This window comes from Candidatus Pelagibacter sp. Uisw_121 (assembly GCF_047722545.1).
Classification (GTDB): Bacteria; Pseudomonadota; Alphaproteobacteria; order Pelagibacterales; family Pelagibacteraceae; genus Pelagibacter.
In genome coordinates this window covers 195,718-214,376 of sequence record NZ_CP159816.1, presented here as the reverse complement: position 1 = coordinate 214,376, position 18,659 = coordinate 195,718, and the positions used below count along the sequence as shown (strand labels likewise).

Below are 18,659 nucleotides of genomic sequence, written 5' to 3'. Positions count from 1 at the left end.
CCTATTAGGGTTGAGGAATCTCAGATTTGTTTTTTAATAAATCATACCCTCTAATAACAGCTTCTCTTTTTGCAATATCTAAATACCATCTAGTTAAGTTGCTATAATTCTTAAGACCAATATCATGCCATTCATGCCTTGCAATCCAGGGCCAAGTTGCAATATCTGCAATCGTATATTCATTTCCAGCTAAGTATTTTGATGAAGATAATCTCTCATCTAGTTCGCTATAAATTCTTTTTGTAATTTTAAAATATCTTTCTTCTCCAAATTCACTTTTTCCAGGATTGTAATGATGAAACTGATGATGCTGTCCAATCATTGGTCCTATAATTCCCATCTGCGCCATCAACCATTGATTTATGGTATGCCTATCTTTTGCTTCATAAAATTTTTTATGTTTTTCAGCTAAATATATAAGTATTGCACCGGACTCGAATAATGACTGTCCATTTTCATGATCTGTAATTACTGGTATCTTTCCGAATGGGCTTATTTTTTTAAAATCTTTTTTAAATTGCTCATCTTTTGACAAATCAATTTTAGTAACTTTAAAATCACAACCTATTTCTTCTAACATTATTGTAATTTTTTTTCCATTTGGAGTATCTGCTGTAAATAGCTCTATCACTCTTTAACACCCAGTCTGCTTTTTACTGTCTTAGAGGAAGTGGTAAACTCAAATCTGTATTTTTCATCTGGTTTAGCGTATTTAAAACAACCTCTAGCAGCTAATGCTCCCTCATGAAAACCCGAAAGAATTAATTTAAGTTTTCCAGGATAGGTGCAAATATCACCAATTGCAAAAATACCTTCTTTATTGGTTTCAAAATTTTCTGTATTAACCGGTATTGTTTTCTTATCTAAATTTAATCCCCATTCAGCAATTGGTCCTAGTTGCATTATTAATCCAAAAAAGCCCAAAACATAATCAGTTTTAATTTCTTTTATACTCTCATCATCATGATTGATGTTAATACTTTCAACTTTTTCATTACCGCTAACTGAACCTAATTGGTATTTAGTATGAACTTCTATCTTACCTTCATCTTTTAATTGGTTAACTTTATCAATACTTGCTTGCATTCCTCTAAATTCATCTCTTCTGTGTACTAATATAACTTTAGATGTATTTGAGAGTTCTATCGCCCAATCTAATGCAAAGTCTCCTCCACCAAAAATGGTAACTGTTTTATCTTTAAAAATTTTTTTGTCTTTAATTGAATAAAGTATTTGTTTTCCTTCATACTTTTCAATTTCTTTTGTTGGGAATTTTCTTGGCTCAAAAGATCCCACACCAGCTGCAATAATTATACTTGATGCCTCAAATTCAGTTCCTTTATTGGTCTTTATTAACCATTTTTTTTCAACTTTTTTAAGTTCTTGTACTCGTTCATTTAAATGAAAATTTGTTTTGAATGCTTTTATCTGATCAATTAAATTATTGGTTAACTCTTCTCCAGTACATTCTGGAACAGCAGGAATATCATAAATAGGTTTATCAGGATAAAGTTCAATGCACTGTCCACCTATTTTATCTAAGTTATCAACTACTTCACATTTTAATCCGATTATTCCTAATTGATGAACACAAAATAATCCAACTGGCCCTGCGCCTATTATTAAAGTATCTGTTTTAATCATTTAACCTTGTTTTGATGGAATGCTGACCGTTAGTCCATCTAGTTCATCAGAAACTAATAGCTGACAACTTAATCTACTAAATTTATTAGGTTCAAAAGCCATATCTAACATATCTTCTTCACCATCTTCTTTTTTTGGAAGTTTATTAAACCATTCTTCTTTGACATAAACATGGCAAGTAGCACAAGCCATTCCACCTCCACAGTCAGCGTCAATCCCAGGAATATCGTTTTGAACTGCACCCTCCATTACACTTAACCCATTAGAAACCTCTATGGTATGAGACTTTCCATTATTTTCAATGTAGGTAATTTTAGGCATTAAACTATATATAATTACATAAAAAAAAGGGCAAGTACACAGAATGTACTCGCCCTTTTTAAATTATTTAGGTTTACTAATTACTTAGCTTTTCTACCACCTGATTGCATTGCTGCAGCCCAAATGATTAGACCAAATGCAGTTTTGTTTAGCAAGTCAGCTACGTTGTAAATCACGTTTAGTGAGTTAGCGTCTACACCACCTGTTAGGTAACCAAATACGTAACCTAATGGGTAAATTGCCCAACCAACTGTAACGATCATTCTCATTGCACCAAATGCGGTAACAAGAGCTTTGTTTCCACTTTTTGCTGCAGCTTTACCTGCTTCACCAGAGAATACTTCATAAAGAATGTAGAACCATCCAGCCATACCGATTACAAAACCAAGTGTAGCATTAATGTATCCTGCTTCTCCTAAGTATCCACCTAAAAGCATCACAACTGTTCCAATTAACAATCTCCAGAATATTCCAGAATTTGCTTTACCTACTGCCGCTAGAACAAGGTAAAATTCTATCATTAGTAATGGCACAGTGATTAACCAATCAATATATCTGTAAACTGTTGGTGACTCACCAGTCATAACCCATACATCTCTCATATACACGTAATGTACAAAGGCAATACCAGTTACTAGACCAGATACAATTATTGATGTTCTCCAACCTGCTGCAACATTTCCTGCTTCTAGGAAAAAGAAAGCAGTCGACGCTAACATCACCATTGATACAAGCCAGAATGAGATTCCAACGAAGTCGTCAGAAGCCAATAAGGCTGTCTCTGCGTTTGCTGCGCCTGATAGACCCATTAGGCCTACAGCTGCAAGAGCAAACAATTTTAGTTTTTTCATAAAAAACTCCCTCTTTTGTTAGTTTTTAACTTTTAGTTTATATAAACTAGACTTAAACGAAAGCTTAAGTCAAGTTGATGGTTAACTATCAAAGTTATCTAGTTTTTAGAAGGTTTAATTGTATCTAATTTGTGTTGATTTTACTTACTTTTTAAATTTTAATACAATTTTTAATTTAATAAGCTTAAAAAACTAACAAAATAGAATCAATTGATATGTCAAAAAAATTTAATGATATTTACCAAAATTCTCTAAAAAACCCTGAAAATTTTTGGCAAGAAGTGTCTAATGATATCTTTTGGTTTAAAAAACCTACTAAAATTTTAAATAAATCTAATCCACCTTTTTATAAATGGTTTGAAGATGGTGTTACTAATACTTGTTACAATGCTTTAGACATTCATATCGATCAAGGCAGAGGTGACAAGCTAGCTTTAATCTATGACAGCCCAATAACTGGCAACAAAAAGCAGTTTACCTATAAAGAGTTAAGAGAAAAGGTTTCAAAATTTGCAGGAGCTCTAAGAAATCAAGGAGTCAACAAAGGTGATAGAGTTATAATCTATATGCCCATGATCCCAGAGGCTGTTATAGCAATGTTGGCATGTGGGAGAATTGGAGCAATCCACTCTGTGGTGTTTGGGGGATTTGCTTCTAATGAACTAGCTAGCAGAATTAATGATAGTAAAGCAAAAGTAATAGTTACAGCTTCATGTGGCTTTGAGCCTGGAAAGACTGTTGAGTACAAACCATTGGTTGATGCAGCAATTAAGATGGCTTCTCATAAAATTGATAAAATGATCTTATTCCAAAGAATAGATCATACAGTTGAGCTTAACGCTCCAAAAGAAATCAGTTGGGGCGAAGCACTTTCAAATGCAAAAGAAGTAGATTGTGTCGAAATGAATTCAAATGACTTAGCTTATATTTTATACACCTCAGGAACTACAGGTGTTCCTAAAGGAATCGTTAGGGATATTGGAGGTCATATAGTTGCTCTCAAATGGACTATGAAGAATATCTACAATATTGATGCTGATGATGTTTGGTGGTCAGCGAGTGATATTGGATGGATTGTTGGGCACTCTTATATTGTTTACGCACCTTTATTTAAAGGTTGTACTACAGTATTATTTGAAGGAAAGCCTGTTGGTACTCCTGATGCTGGTGCTTTTTGGAAAATAATTTCTGACTATAAGGTAAAATCACTTTTTACAGCCCCAACTGCTTTTAGAGCTATTAAAAAAGAAGACCCTGAGGGTAAGTTTTTTTCTAAATATGATTTAAGTAAATTTGAGTCATTGTTTTTAGCTGGTGAAAGAGCTGACCCAGACACTATTAAATGGGCAGAAAATTTATTAAAAGTTCCTGTAATTGACCATTGGTGGCAAACAGAAACTAGCTGGGCAATTAGTTCTAATTGTACAGGGATTGAAATGATGAAGACAAAATATGGTTCAGCTTGTAAAGCTGTGCCTGGTTATGATGTCAAAATCATGAAGCCAGATCAAACTTTAGCAAAACCTAATGAGATGGGAGATATAGTTGTCAAACTTCCTCTGCCTCCAGGAACTTTTCCAACACTATGGAATGCAGATAAAAGATATAAAGACAACTACATGACTAATTATGAGGGTTACTATGAAACGTATGATGCAGGTCATATTGATGAGGATGGGTATATTTGGATTATGTCTAGAACAGATGACATTATAAACGTTGCAGGCCACAGATTATCAACTGGAGCAATTGAAGAAGTTTTGTCAGAACACCAATCAGTAGCAGAATGTGCAGTATTAGGAATTGCTGATAAATTAAAAGGACAATTACCAATTGGTCTGGTCGTTCTTAAGACAGGTGTTAAAAAAGATAACGAAAGTATTTCAAAAGAATGCATAAAAATGGTTAGAGATACTATTGGACCAGTAGCAGCATTTAAAACTGTAATTGTTATTAAAAGATTACCAAAAACAAGATCTGGCAAAATATTAAGAGGAACTATTAGAAAAATTGCTGATAATGAAGAGTATAAGGTACCAGCAACTATTGATGATCCCACTATCTTAACTGAGATAAAAGAAGACTTAATTAAGCATAATATTCTTAAGTAGTGATTAAAACATATCTAATTTTAATAGTAGCAATTTTTTTTGAAGTAGGTGGAACAATGTTGTTACCCGTTTCACAAAATTTTACAAAAATTATCCCAACCACTACTCTTGCAGTTTTTTATTTGTTATCTTTCTATCTTATAACTTTTGTTGTTGATAAAATTCCAATTGCAATTGTTTATGCAACGTGGAGTGGTCTTGGAGTATTTACAGTTGCAATATTAGGATATATCTTCTTTAAACAATCATTGTCTTGGCAGGCCGTATTAGGATTATTCTTTATTGTTTTTGGAGTTGTGCTTGTAAATGGCTTTTCAGTAAAAACTATTTAAAATTTTAAAGGCTTACCCTCAGGATCACCTAAAATTTTACCATCCCTCATTTTAATTTGGCCATTAATGATTGTTGATACTGGTGTGCCTTTAAATTCATATCCATCAAAAGGTGACCAACCACATTTACTTTCAATATTTTCATCCTTAATTTCAATTGTCTTGTTCATATCGACGATTGTGAAATCAGCATCAAAACCCTCCTTAATAAAACCTTTGTCTTGTATCCCAAAAATTTTTACTGGATTTTCACATATAGAATTCATTAATTGTTCTAAACTTAATTTTCCATCATTAACATGGTTTAACATAACTGGTAAAAGTGTTTGCACACCTGGCATGCCAGATGGTGAATTTGGATATCTTTTTTCTTTATTTTCTTTTAAGTGTGGAGCATGATCAGAACCAATTGTATCATTAAGATTATTTTTTACTCCATACCACAACCTGTCGTAATGAGACTTATCTCTTAACGGAGGATTCATTTGAGCATAAGTTCCAAGTTTATCATAACAGTCTGGAGCGTAGATTGTTAAATGTTGTGGGGTAATCTCAAATGTTATGTTGCCTTTGTGTTGTGATAAAAAATCAATCTCTTCTTTTGTGGTAATATGAAGAATATGGGCTTTTTTCTTATATCGCTCAGCAATTCTAACTATTCTTCTAGTAGATGAGATTGCACATTCTACACTTCTCCAAATTGGGTGTGAATGAACGTCTCCTTCTTTAATCAATTTTTTATTAATATTTAAAATTGCCTCATCCTCAGAATGTACTGCAACAACTTTTGAGCTGCTTTTAAATACTTTTTCAATATCCTCTTCCTCAGCAACTAAAAGGTTTCCAGTTGACGATCCAGCAAACAGTTTAATTCCACAACAACCCTCTAAATTTACCAAATCTGCCAATTCACTTGCGTTGTCAGCTGTTGCTCCAAAATAAAATGCATAATTGCAATACATTCTATTTTTGGCTAAATCTAATTTTTTCTGAAATTCTACCTTGTTAGATGTTGGAGGATTGGTGTTTGGCATCTCAAACACACTTGTTATGCCACCTACTATTGCAGCCCTACTTCCTGAGTGTAAATCTTCTGTATCTGTTGACCCAGGCTCTCTAAAATGAGTTTGTGTATCAATGCACCCTGGTAAAACTGTTAACCCTTTAGCATCAAAAGTCTCTTTTGCTTCACTGTCAATTTTGCCAATTTTTATAATTTTACCATCTTTAATGGATATATCTTGATCTTTAAGATCTTTGTCTATGTAGCATGAGCCATTTTTAATTATTAGATCTAACATTTATGAAAAAAGTAATTATATCATATTCAGGTATCAATCAATTATGAATATACAGAAAGTATATATTTTAGCAGATAGAGGAATTCTCTACATAAATGGAGCAGATGCTAATGAATTTTTACAAAATATGATTAGCAATGATATTAATAAGGTCAATGAAGACAATAGTTGTTTTGCATCACTACTAACTCCACAAGGAAAATTTCTATTTGCTTTTATTGTAGTAAAACATAAATCTGGTTATTTCATAGATTGTGAAAAATCTCAAACAGAGGCTCTCTTTAAACAACTGAGCATTTACAAGCTTAGATCTAAAGTTGAAATTATGAATTTAAGCAATGAATTTGTAATTGCAGCATTTAGTCATGAAAAGTTTTTGAAATTTGAAGGTACCAAGGATCAACCCGGAAACACAATAAAATATAGAGAGGACCCTATTTTATTAGACCCAAGAAATAAAGATCTGGGTGCAAGGTTTATTATTAATTTAGAAAAGCTTTACCTATCTTTAAAAAAATTAGAACTAAAAGATTCCCCGATTGCTGAATATTACGAATTAAGTCATGAATTAGGAATTGCTCAAAAAGAAATGAATAAATTACAAAATAAATTATTTGGAATTGAGTGTAATTTTGAGGAGCTAAATGGAATAGATTTTAAAAAAGGCTGTTATGTTGGACAAGAAAATACAGCCAGAATAAAACTAAAAAATAAACTTTCTAAAAGATTATTAGCTATACAATTAATCAGTGGAAAGTTAACTGAGGGTGCTTCAATTTATGCTAATGGTATTGAAATAGGCAAAGTATTGATTAATGATGAATATCCCTTTGCATTAATCAAATATCTAGATGAAAACTTTAAAAAAGATAGTGAATTAAAAAGTGAAAATTCAGTTTTAAGAATAAAAGTACCAAATTGGATATCGTAGTGTGGCATAATAAGGAATGACAAGTATTAACCTAATTGATAAGTTTTGACATGGAATTTACACCAGAAGTAAAGATAGCAACTGATCCAATTTATCAAAAAATCTCAAAAGTTATGCCTGAGATTGAATGGTCAATTCATGCCCCTTATATTCATAGAATTAATCAGTTAAAAAAAGAAAAGAATGCAATTATACTTGCTCATAATTATCAAACTCCAGAAATTTATCATGGCATTGCAAATGTTGCAGCTGACTCATTGGCTCTTGCAATTGAGGCTTCGAAAACAGAAGCTGATATTATTGTAATGGCAGGTGTTCATTTTATGGCTGAAACTTCTAAGTTAATGAGTCCTGAAAAAAAGGTTTTACTTCCTGATATGGCTGCTGGTTGCTCTTTATCATCATCAATCACAGGTAAAGATGTAAGATTATTAAAAGAAAAATACCCAGGTGTGCCTGTTGTCTCATATGTGAATACTTCTGCAGACGTGAAAGCTGAAACAGATATTTGTTGCACATCTGCAAATGCAGTTAAAATTGTAGAATCTCTTGGTGTTAAGAAGATTATTTTTTTACCTGATGATTACTTAGCAAAATATGTTGCTGCTCAAACTAAAGTTGAAATTATTGCTTGGAAAGGTATCTGTATGGTTCATGACCAGTTCACTGAAAAAGAAATACATGATATTAGAGCAAAAAATCCTGGTATTAAAATAATAGCTCATCCAGAATGTCCACCTGACGTAATTAAAGCAAGTGACTTTGCTGGATCAACTGGTGGGATGATTAAATATGTTAAAGACAATCAACCTAAAAAAGTTATGATGGTTACTGAATGTTCAATGAGTGATAATATTCAAGTAGAAAACCCAAATGTAGAATTTATTAGACCGTGTAACCTTTGTCCTCATATGAAAAAAATTACATTACCAAAAATTTTAGATTGCCTAGAAAATGAAACAGGTGAAATCATAATGGATAAAGAGACAATAGAAAAAGCAAGAATTCCCGTTGAAAGAATGGTTGCAATAGGCAGATAACAAAAGTGTCTCAAATTAAATTAAGCAATTATTATATCAAGAATATTGTAAAGCTTGCTTTAAATGAAGATCTATATCCCTCTGGTGATATTACCTCAAACTTAGTTAAAAATAATAAGATAATAAAAGTTAAATTAATTTCTAACCAACAAGCTGTGATAGCTGGATTAGAATTTGCTAAACAAACATTTAAATTAATAGACAGCAAAATTAAATTTATTATAAAAAAAAAAGAAGGATCATTAATTAAAAAGAATACACTAATTGGAATAATAGAGGGTAAGGCTGAAAACATTTTAATTGGTGAAAGAGTTGCTTTAAATTTTATGAGCCATATCTCTGGAATTGCCACTAAAACTAATCAATTTGTTAAGTTAGTTAATAAAAAAAGTAAAATTTGTTGTACAAGAAAAACAATTCCAACCTTAAGGGTAATACAAAAATACGCCGTTAAGTTAGGTGGTGGCACAAACCATAGATTTAACCTAAGTGATGAATTTCTAATTAAAGACAATCACATAGCAAGTTCAGATATTAAAACTTTAGTGTCTCTTGCAATTAGAAATCAAAAAGGAAAAAAAATTACTGTAGAGGTTGATAATCTAAATCAGCTTAAACAAGTAATGGGTTTAAAATTTAATACTGTTCTGTTTGACAACATGAATAACAAAACACTTAAAGCTGGTGTTAAAATGGCCAAAAAGTATTACGAAACAGAAGCTTCAGGAAATGTAACGCTAAAATCAGTTAAGAAAATTGCAGCAACAGGTGTTGATAGAATTTCAGTAGGTAGCATCACCCATAGTGTTTCAGCAGTAGATTTTAAAATAGAAATCTAAATCAACAATATTACTTTTTTTTAGACAACTCTGCTTGAGCAGCAGCTAATCTTGCAATTGGAACTCTATATGGTGAGCAAGAAACATAATCTAAACCTGCTTTTGCACAAAAATGAATACTTTTTGGATCACCCCCATGTTCTCCACAAATTCCAAGTTTAATTTTTTTATTTTGCTTTCTGCCTTTTTCTACAGCAATTTCAACTAAATCACCTACTCCATCATCAATTGACACAAATGGATCAATAGAAAATATCTTATTTTCAATATAATCATTTAAAAATTTACCACTATCATCTCTGCTTAAGCCAAATGTCGTTTGTGTTAAATCATTTGTACCAAAACTAAAGAATTCTGCATGTTTTGCTATGTCATCTGCTTTGATGGCTGCTCTTGGTAACTCAATCATGGTTCCAACTAAATAATCAACTTTAACTTTTTTATCTTTTTGAACTTCTTTTGCAACTCTTACAACTAAGTCTTTCATTATTCTAATTTCAGCTTCTGTTGATACTAATGGAATCATAATTTCAGGAAATGCCGATTTAATTTTTTTTATTTTAAGTTCAGACAAAGCTTCAAAGATTGCTCTACATTGCATTTCATAAATTTCTGGAAACGAAATTCCTAATCTGCATCCTCTGTGTCCTAACATTGGGTTTTGCTCATGTAGTTCATTAATTCTAGATTTGATTTCTTTTAAAGGAAGACTTACAGCAGTTGCAACGTCATTAATTTCTTTTTCAGTTTTAGGAAGAAACTCATGCAATGGTGGATCTAACAATCTTACAGTAACTGGTAGGCCATTCATAATTTTGAATATTTCAACAAAGTCTTTTCTTTGATGGGGTAAAAGCTTTGCTAGAGCTTTATTTCTATCATGCACTGTTTTTGATAAAATCATTTCTCTAACTGACAAAATTCTTTCTTCATCAAAAAACATATGCTCTGTTCTACAAAGACCAATGCCTTCTGCTCCAAAGTCTCGCGCTGTTTTTGTATCAAGTGGTGTTTCTGAGTTAGTTCTAACTTTTAATTTTCTGAAACCATCAGCCCAACTCATTAATTTTGAAAAATCTCCAGAAATTTCTGGTTTAACTGTTGGCACCTCTCCTAAAATAATTCTACCTGTTGAACCATCAATTGTAATAATATCTCCCTCTTTAACTTCGGTAGATAATGTTTTAAAAATTTTAGCTTCATAATTAATATCAATTTCACTAGAGCCAGATACACAAGGTCTGCCCATGCCTCTTGCAACAACTGCAGCATGGCTAGTCATTCCACCTCTAGCAGTTAAGATTCCTTTAGCAGCATGCATTCCATGAATATCCTCTGGGGATGTTTCAACTCTTACCAAAATAGTATTTTGCATCATGTCGTTTAATCTTTCCGCTTCTTCTGATGAAAAAACAACTTTGCCACTAGCGGCACCAGGTGAAGCAGGCAATCCATTTGCTATAACGTTTACCGAACTTCTTTCATCTAATGTGGGGTGTAATAAAGTATCCAAAGAAGCTGGGTCTATTCTCATCACTGCTTCTTTTTTTGAAATTAATTTTTCCTTAACCATATCTACTGCAATTCTAACTGCAGATTTTGAAGTTCTCTTTCCAGATCTTGTCTGCAGCATCCACAATTTATTATTTTCAACTGTAAATTCTACGTCTTGCATGTCTTTGTAATGTTTTTCTAAAACTTTTAGAATTTTATCCAGTTGTTTAAAAACTTTTGGCATAGACTCTTCCATTGAAGCTTCTTTTACCTTTGCATCTTTTCTTGCTTTTTTGGTTATATACTGAGGAGTTCTTGTTCCTGCTACAACATCTTCTCCTTGAGCATTAATTAAATATTCACCATAAACTTCATCAACACCATCTGATGGATTTCTTGTAAAGACAACACCAGTTGCACAATCATCACCCATATTACCAAACACCATAGACTGAACATTAACTGCTGTTCCCCATTCTGAAGAGATCTGGTTTAATTTTCTGTAGACTTTTGCTCTATTACTTTCCCAAGATAAAAATACCGCACTAATTGCACCAAGTAATTGCTCATATACATTTTGAGGAAAATCTTTTTTAGTCTGATCCTTAACAACTTTTTTAAAATCATTAATTAGCCCTTCCCAATCATTTTCATCTAAATCTGTATCAAGTAAAACACCTTTAGTTAGTTTGTAATTTTCGATTAATTCTTCAAAATGATAACCTTCAACTTCCATTACAACATTTCCATACATTTGGATAAATCTTCTGTAGCTATCTTTTGCAAATCTCATATTGGAAGTTTTATTTGCAAGTGCAATTACTGTTTTATCATTCAAACCTAAATTTAAAATTGTGTCCATCATACCCGGCATAGAAACTCTAGCACCAGATCTAACAGATAGTAATAACGGATTTTTTAAATCGCCAAATTTTTTCCCAACTTCTTTTTCAATAATCTTTAATTCTTTTTTTATAGTACTAACTATTTGTGAATTTAACTTTTTCTTATCTTTATAAAATAATTCACACACTTTAGTTGAGATGGTAAATCCCGGTGGAACAGGCAAACCTATTCTTCCCATTTCAGAAAGGTTTGCACCTTTTCCACCCAAAAAATTTTTTGGGTTTTTTATTTTTTTTAAATCCTTAGACTTAAAGTTCAAAATTAATTTATTCACTATTTGGTCTCAATATTTGAAAAGTTTATGTAGTTATCAAAGGTTCTACATAACATTTGTAAAAGTTCCAATCTGTTTTTTTTGATACTTTTATCTTCATCATTAACCTTTACATTGTCAAAAAAATCAAAAATCACTTTTTTGGCACCTGCTAAATTCATAAGTGATTCCACATAATTTTCATCTTTATTTATATTTGTAAAATATTTCCTTAATTCATTAATCTTTTTTAATAAATTTTTCTCATAATCATTTTTAAAAATACCAGGGTCAGTTGTATTTGACAGTTCAAGATCACTATTTTTTAATTCATTTTCCAGTATACTTGATGCTCTTTTGTAGCTTGCCATTACATCTTCACCAATTTCTTCTTTTATTAAATTATTTAAAGTTAAAGCTTTTTTATATATTTTATTCATATGGTCTATTCCATATGAGTTTATGCTAGCTTCAGTGATATCTGTTCTAATTTTCTTTTCTTTCATATAATATTTTAATCTGTCCATTAAAAACTCTGCTAATTCTTTTTGAGACAAATCATTTGAAAGTTTAAAGCCTTGATCCCTATGTAGAGAAGCTGAATAACTAATAAGATCTTTAATTTTAAATTCTTTATTATTATCAATTAATAATTTTATAACTCCTAATGCTGATCTTCTCAGTGCATAAGGATCTTTTGAACTTGTAGGTTTTTGATCAATTCCGAAAAATCCTACCAGAGTGTCAATCTTATCAGTTAAAGCTAAAGCAATACTAAATGGTTTCTTTGGGGTTTTGCTATCAAGACCTGTTGGTTGATAATGCTCACTTACAGCTAGTGCTATTTCTTTATCAAAACCTTGCACTCTAGCAAAATGTCCACCCATAATTCCTTGAAGCTCTGGAAATTCACCAACGATATCAGAAATTAAATCAACTTTACAAATAGATGCTGATAACTCAACTTGATCTTTGCTTATCAATAGCTCATCAGAAATCATTCCTCCAAGCTTTCTCATTCTTTGAATTTTATCAAAATAAGATCCAAGACCTTTAAAATAATTCATACTTTTTAATTTTGAAACTTGCTTAACTAAATTTTGAGATTTATTTTTTTCCCAAAAGAATTGTGCATCACTTAATCTTGCCTCTACAACTCTTTCGTTACCCAGTTTAATGTAACCTTTTTCATCATTATTATTTGCCACAACTAAAAATTCATTGGTAATTTTTCCTTTTTTATCAAATGTTGGAAAATATTTTTGATGATATTGCATCGTAATTATCAAAATTTCTTTTGGAATATTCAAAAATTTCTGATCAAATTTGCATACTATAATATTCGGTTGCTCAACTATATCTGTGACTTCATTCAAAAGTTTATTATTAGTTTCAACAATAAAATTATTTTTACTAGATATTTTTTCAATTTCTTTAATAATAAAGTCTTTTCTTAATACGTGGTCTATAATTATACCTGATTGATTGAAGAAGTCTTTATAGCCTTTAAAAGTTTTAAATATTTTTTTTTTATCTTCAAACTCTTTATCGGTAAATGTTGTGTTGGAAGATATTAAATGATGAAATTTAAAATCTAAACTTTTATTACCAAAAACTGCTAAAATAGACTTTAGTGGTCTCGCCCAACTAAGATTATAATTTCCCCAAATCATGGATTTCTTCCACTGTAATTTATCAAGGATTAGAGGTGTATATTCTTGTAATAAATCTATTGTATTAGTTTTATTTGAAGGTTTCTTAAAAAAATAAAATTCTCCTTTTTCCATCTTTTTAATAAAGAGATCTTTTTTATCTATTTGACTTGATCTTAAAAAACCCTCTACAGCTTTATCTGGCGCATTAACATTTGGTCCTTTTACCTCTTCAGCTTTTTGGGTTATTTCTTTAGATAGACCCTCAAATAAAATTATAAGACGATTTGGTGTTGAAAATGATGAACTTTTTTTAAATAAAATTTTTTTTTCTTCAAATAAATTTTGAAAATTTTCTAATAAAACATTACGTGAGTTACGCTGTAAACCAGCTGGTATTTCTTCACTAAACAGCTCTATAAAAAATTCTGACATTAATCTGTTCGACTGCTTAACCAACTTTCTGCAACTGCTTTTGTAATGTCTCTTATACGCCCTATATAACCTGCTCTTTGGGCGACACTTATAACTCCCCTTGCATCCAATATATTAAATGTATGGCTTGCTTTTAAACATTGATCATATGCGGGTAGTGAAATTTTTTTTTCTACCAAAGCTTTTGCTTCAAGCTCAAACATATCAAACATTTTGAATAGATTATCTGTGTTAGCGTGTTCAAAATTATATGCTGAAAATTCTTTTTCTGCTTGAAGAAACACATCACCATATTTTATACCTTCATTATTCCATAATAAATCATAAACATTTTTCTTTTGTTGAGTGAACATGCAAATTCTTTCAAGACCATATGTAATTTCAACTGAAACAGGTTTACATTCAAATCCAGCCATTTGTTGAAAATATGTAAATTGAGTAATTTCCATTCCATCACACCAAACCTCCCAACCTAGCCCTGCAGCACCCAATGTTGGACTTTCCCAATCATCTTCAACAAACCTAATGTCATGTTCTTTATGATTAATGCCAATGATAGCTAAACTATTTAAATAAAGTTTTTTGATATTATCTGGTGATGGCTTTATTAAAACTTGAAATTGATAATAATGCTGCAATCTATTTGGGTTCTCTCCATACCTTCCATCAGTAGGTCTTCTTGATGGTTGAACATAAGCTGCTTTCCATGGCTTAGGACCTAGAGATCTTAAGGTTGTAGCAGGATGAAAGGTTCCAGCCCCTACCTCAATATCATAAGGTTGAAGAATAACACAACCATGTTTACCCCAATATTTTTGAAGATTCAAAATAGTATCTTGAAATGATTGAAATTTAAGTTTTATAATTTTTTCTCTAGAAGCCATATCTTTGCCAGATAGATCTTTCCTCTAAAATATTTGCTAGTTGATCCATTTGATTGCTAGAAGAAGATAATTTTTTACTTAACCAACCTTTAGATTTTTCAAATTTTTTGATAACAACATCTTCACCAAATTTTTCTTTTAAAATTTCATTAGCATTACCCAGTCCATCAATCAAACCTAGCTCTTTTGATTTACTACCCGCCCAAAACTCTCCTGAAAATAATTCAATGCCATCTTTTTTAAGTTTAGATCCTCTGCTTTCTTCTACAACTTTAATAAAGTCCTTATGTAAATCTAATTGAATATTCTTAAGTCTCTCAATATCTTCAGATTTTTCTTCTTGAAATGGATCTAGTGAGCTTTTATTTTTTCCTGCAGTATGAACCCTTCTTTCCACACCAATTTTTTTAATCAATTCTGTAAATCCAAATGATGAATATATAACTCCTATAGATCCAATAATTGAGCTTGAATTTGCATATATCTCATCTCCTGCACAAGCTATTAAATATCCTCCAGAAGCTGCAACATCTTCCGCAAACACTATTACTTTTATTTTATTTTTCTTAGCTTGAGATCGAATAAATTTATAGATTAAATGCGATTGTACGGGTGATCCACCTGGTGAATTGATTGTAATTGCCACTGCTTTAGCTTTTTTTAGAGAAAAAGCCTTTTCTATAATCTCTTCTTGTCCTGCAAAATCTATGCCCTGTTTAAACTTTCCAGCATTTCCAATCACACCATTTAGCTTGATATGAGCTATTATTTTTTTCTTTTTAAAAAAAGAGAACATTGTTAATCCTTATAGAATTTTTGATTTAATATAAAGCCTACTTATAGTTGAAGATTAAGGTGCGTCAATTGATAAGTAATAAATATAACTTAATTATACTAACTTATTTTTTATGGGAACTGTAGTTCAGCTAAGAAACCAAATAAATAATTCATATTATCAACTAAAAGATTCAGTTGATGAAAAATTAGTTTTAGTTGAAGAAAAGATTAAATCAAAACTCCTGAGTGAAGTTGATCTGGTTCAAAAAATGACCGAATATCATATTGACACGGGTGGAAAAAGATTAAGAGCTTTATTAACTCTTGGTTCTGCTAAGTTATGTGGCTACACTAAAGGAGGTCGAGATATTAATTTAGCAGCATGTGTAGAAATGATACACGGGGCTACTTTAATGCATGATGATGTAATTGATCTTGGAGATATTAGAAGAGGTAAAGAAACATTAAATTCAATTTGGGGAAATCACTCCTCCGTATTAATTGGAGACTATCTTTTAAGTAGATGTTTTGAGATGATGGTGGAAGATGGAAACATTGAAGTTTTAAAACTTTTATCTTCAACTTCATCAAAAATTGCTCAAGGAGAAGTATTACAACTACAGCACAAGAGTGAAGTCGATATGTTAGAGGAAACCTATTTAAAGATTATTACAGCAAAAACAGCTGAACTTTTCTCTGCAGCAACTAAAGTTGGTGCAATTTTATCCCATAAAGAAACAAAAGAAAAAGAAGCGCTAGAGTTTTATGGAAAAAACTTAGGCTTAACATTTCAAATTGCTGATGACACTTTGGATTACAATTCTGATCTAAAATTTTTTGGTAAAAAAATTGGTAAAGATTTTCTTGAAGGTAAAATTACGCTACCTGTCATTTTATTATTTCAAAATGTATCATCGATAGAAAAAGATAAATTAAAAAATATTTTTAAACAAGAAACAAGGTCAAATGAAGATTTAAATTTTACTTTAAAACTTATTAAAAAATACAATATAATTAATGAATGCTACAAAAAAGCTGAACATTTTATTAATCTTGCATCAAATTCTTTAACTGTATTTAAAGATAGTGAAGAAAAAAAGATTTTAGAAAGTCTTACTTCATTTAGTCTACAAAGAACTTTTTAAGGACTTAATAAAGATTTAGTCCAGTTACTCTCATTATCTTTAGTATATTTTAGTCTTTCATGAATTCTACTATCTCCATCTAACCAAAATTCTATACTTAAAGGTATTAAATTCCAACCTGACCAATACTCTGGTCTTGGAACATCATTTTTATTGCTATATTTTTTTTTATATTCTTCTATTGAATTTAAAAGCTCATCTCTATTATTTAATATAGTGCTTTGTTTTGAGGCCCATGCTCCAATTCTGCTCTCATAACCTCTACTGTTATAATATTTATCTGCCACTTCATTAGAAACTTTTTGTACCATTCCATTAATTCTTACTTGTCTTAGAAGGCTTTTCCAATGAAAGCACATTGATGCTTTCGGGTTATTTTTTAATTCATTTCCTTTTTGACTATTTAGATTGGTATAAAAAACAAATCCATCTTTGTTAAAGTCTTTTAATAAAACCATTCTAATTGATGGTCGATTATTTTGATCTGATGTGGCTAAAGCTAGTGCATTTGGATCGTTTAATTCTGTTTTTTTTGCTTCATTCATCCAAACTTCAAATAAATCTATTGGATCTATTTTATCTAAAAAGCATTTATTAAGGCCTAATGAGTTTTTTTGATTCATAATTTTAACAAAATAATCTATATACTATAGATAATGTCATTTAATACTTTTGGAAAGCAATTTCGTTTCACAACATGGGGAGAATCTCATGGTCCTGCATTAGGCTGTGTCGTTGATGGTTGCCCACCAAATATAATCTTAAAAGAGCAAGATATTCAAGTTGAGCTAGATAAAAGAAAACCAGGACAATCAAAATTTACAACACAGAGAAAAGAAGATGATAAAGTGCAAATTTTATCGGGTGTATTTGAGGGCAAAACGACTGGGACGCCTATTTCTTTAATTATTTACAATCAAGATATGAGATCAAAAGATTATGGAAATATCAAAGATAAATTTAGACCTGGGCATGCTGATTTTACGTACTTTAAAAAATATGGAATAAGAGATTATCGTGGTGGTGGAAGATCCTCTGCAAGAGAAACGGCTGCAAGAGTTGCTGCAGGTGCAATTGCTAAAAAAGTTTTAGAGAATAAATTAGGTAAAAAATTTAAAGTTGTAGGTGCTGTTACTCAACTGGGAATATTGGGATGTGATACTAGCAAATGGAACGATCTAACAATTAATAAAAATCCCTTTTTTTGCCCTGATAAAAATATGCTAAAGCTTTGGGAAAAATATTTGTTAGATATAAGAAAGTCTGGATCATCTTGTGGTGCAATTATTGAGGTAAGAGCTAGAGGAGTTCCTGTTGGCTTTGGTGCTCCAATTTATTCTAAACTAGATATGGATATTGCCTCTGCGATGATGAGTATTAATGCTGTTAAAGGTGTTAATATTGGTTCGGGAATGAATTCTGCACAATTAAGTGGAGAACAAAACTCAGATGAAATTTCACAAAAAGGTAAAAAATTAAAATTTAATTCTAACAATGCAGGTGGCATTCTTGGTGGTATTTCAACTGGACAAGAAATTGTTGTTTCATTTGCAGTCAAACCAACTTCATCAATTTTAACAACTAGAAAAACTATAGATAAGTTTGGAAAAAATACTACGATTTCTGTCAGAGGTCGACATGACCCTTGTGTTGGTATTCGTGCAGTTCCTGTAGGGGAAGCAATGATGAATTGTGTTTTATTAGACCATTATCTAATGAACAAAGCTCAGTGTAGCTAATTTT

At 31.1% G+C, this 18,659-nt stretch carries 17 protein-coding genes; 7 read left to right on the top strand and 10 right to left on the bottom strand.

Annotated features, from left to right (window positions below; translation table 11 throughout):
• Positions 1–4 precede the first annotated feature (4 nt).
• The 4 genes from ABXT52_RS01185 to ABXT52_RS01170 form a co-directional block, all read right to left on the bottom strand.
• Positions 5–631 carry a glutathione S-transferase family protein gene (locus ABXT52_RS01185; protein ID WP_415272074.1) on the bottom strand — a complete coding sequence of 209 codons (627 nt, stop codon included), beginning with the start codon at positions 629–631 and terminating at the stop codon, positions 5–7.
• On the bottom strand, positions 628–1,644 hold the full coding sequence (locus tag ABXT52_RS01180; RefSeq protein ID WP_415272073.1) for an NAD(P)/FAD-dependent oxidoreductase: 1,017 nt from the start codon (positions 1,642–1,644) through the stop codon (positions 628–630). The genes ABXT52_RS01185 and ABXT52_RS01180 overlap by 4 nt, the downstream gene beginning before the upstream one ends.
• Positions 1,645–1,965, bottom strand: coding sequence for a 2Fe-2S iron-sulfur cluster-binding protein (locus ABXT52_RS01175; protein ID WP_271492689.1), 321 nt, complete (start codon positions 1,963–1,965; stop codon positions 1,645–1,647).
• A gap of 80 nt (positions 1,966–2,045) precedes the next feature.
• Positions 2,046–2,816, bottom strand: a complete 771-nt coding sequence (locus ABXT52_RS01170) for a bacteriorhodopsin-like (protein WP_415272072.1) — start codon at positions 2,814–2,816, stop codon at positions 2,046–2,048.
• A 215-nt stretch (positions 2,817–3,031) separates the two neighbouring features.
• Here ABXT52_RS01170 and ABXT52_RS01165 point away from each other — a divergent pair, with 215 nt between their 5' ends.
• A complete protein-coding gene (locus ABXT52_RS01165) occupies positions 3,032–4,927 on the top strand; it encodes a propionyl-CoA synthetase (protein WP_415272071.1) in 1,896 nt (631 codons plus the stop codon).
• Positions 4,927–5,259: a DMT family transporter gene (locus ABXT52_RS01160; protein ID WP_415272070.1), complete on the top strand. Its 333-nt coding sequence runs from the start codon at positions 4,927–4,929 to the stop codon at positions 5,257–5,259. Before ABXT52_RS01165 ends, ABXT52_RS01160 begins: the two co-directional genes overlap by 1 nt.
• Here the strand turns inward: ABXT52_RS01160 and ABXT52_RS01155 are convergent.
• Positions 5,256–6,560: a dihydroorotase gene (locus ABXT52_RS01155; RefSeq protein WP_415272069.1), complete on the bottom strand. Its 1,305-nt coding sequence runs from the start codon at positions 6,558–6,560 to the stop codon at positions 5,256–5,258. The genes ABXT52_RS01160 and ABXT52_RS01155 overlap by 4 nt on opposite strands.
• A gap of 43 nt (positions 6,561–6,603) precedes the next feature.
• Here ABXT52_RS01155 and ABXT52_RS01150 point away from each other — a divergent pair, with 43 nt between their 5' ends.
• Genes ABXT52_RS01150 through nadC form a run of 3 tightly spaced genes read left to right on the top strand, consistent with a single transcriptional unit; the run spans position 6,604 to position 9,370 of the window.
• Entirely contained in the window at positions 6,604–7,491 is an 888-nt protein-coding gene (locus ABXT52_RS01150; protein WP_415272068.1) for a YgfZ/GcvT domain-containing protein, read from the top strand.
• A gap of 50 nt (positions 7,492–7,541) precedes the next feature.
• Positions 7,542–8,531 (top strand): quinolinate synthase NadA, encoded by a 990-nt coding sequence (gene nadA, locus ABXT52_RS01145; RefSeq protein WP_415272067.1) that lies wholly within the window; start codon positions 7,542–7,544, stop codon positions 8,529–8,531.
• A gap of 5 nt (positions 8,532–8,536) precedes the next feature.
• Positions 8,537–9,370, top strand: a complete 834-nt coding sequence (gene nadC / locus ABXT52_RS01140; protein WP_415272066.1) for a carboxylating nicotinate-nucleotide diphosphorylase — start codon at positions 8,537–8,539, stop codon at positions 9,368–9,370.
• A gap of 10 nt (positions 9,371–9,380) precedes the next feature.
• Here nadC and ppdK read toward each other — a convergent pair whose 3' ends face one another.
• From ppdK to ABXT52_RS01120, 4 genes are read right to left on the bottom strand one after another with little or no spacing between them, the layout of a single operon-like run.
• A complete protein-coding gene (gene ppdK / locus ABXT52_RS01135) occupies positions 9,381–12,044 on the bottom strand; it encodes a pyruvate, phosphate dikinase (RefSeq protein WP_415272065.1) in 2,664 nt (887 codons plus the stop codon).
• Positions 12,044–14,110: a glycine--tRNA ligase subunit beta gene (glyS, locus tag ABXT52_RS01130; RefSeq protein ID WP_415272064.1), complete on the bottom strand. Its 2,067-nt coding sequence runs from the start codon at positions 14,108–14,110 to the stop codon at positions 12,044–12,046. Before glyS ends, ppdK begins: the two co-directional genes overlap by 1 nt.
• Positions 14,110–14,994 carry a glycine--tRNA ligase subunit alpha gene (locus ABXT52_RS01125; RefSeq protein ID WP_415272063.1) on the bottom strand — a complete coding sequence of 295 codons (885 nt, stop codon included), beginning with the start codon at positions 14,992–14,994 and terminating at the stop codon, positions 14,110–14,112. The genes glyS and ABXT52_RS01125 overlap by 1 nt, the downstream gene beginning before the upstream one ends.
• Positions 14,984–15,790 carry a S49 family peptidase gene (locus ABXT52_RS01120; RefSeq protein ID WP_415272062.1) on the bottom strand — a complete coding sequence of 269 codons (807 nt, stop codon included), beginning with the start codon at positions 15,788–15,790 and terminating at the stop codon, positions 14,984–14,986. The genes ABXT52_RS01125 and ABXT52_RS01120 overlap by 11 nt, the downstream gene beginning before the upstream one ends.
• Positions 15,791–15,902: 112 nt before the next feature.
• Between ABXT52_RS01120 and ABXT52_RS01115 the strand changes: the two genes are divergently transcribed.
• Positions 15,903–16,916 (top strand): polyprenyl synthetase family protein, encoded by a 1,014-nt coding sequence (locus ABXT52_RS01115; protein WP_415272061.1) that lies wholly within the window; start codon positions 15,903–15,905, stop codon positions 16,914–16,916.
• Here ABXT52_RS01115 and pdxH read toward each other — a convergent pair.
• Positions 16,913–17,539, bottom strand: coding sequence for a pyridoxamine 5'-phosphate oxidase (gene pdxH / locus ABXT52_RS01110; protein WP_415272060.1), 627 nt, complete (start codon positions 17,537–17,539; stop codon positions 16,913–16,915). The two genes, ABXT52_RS01115 and pdxH, sit on opposite strands and share 4 nt — an antisense overlap.
• Positions 17,540–17,572: 33 nt before the next feature.
• On the opposite strand from pdxH, the gene aroC reads away from it, so the two are divergent.
• Positions 17,573–18,655, top strand: a complete 1,083-nt coding sequence (gene aroC, locus ABXT52_RS01105; protein WP_415272059.1) for a chorismate synthase — start codon at positions 17,573–17,575, stop codon at positions 18,653–18,655.
• The last annotated feature ends 4 nt before the right edge of the window (positions 18,656–18,659 follow it).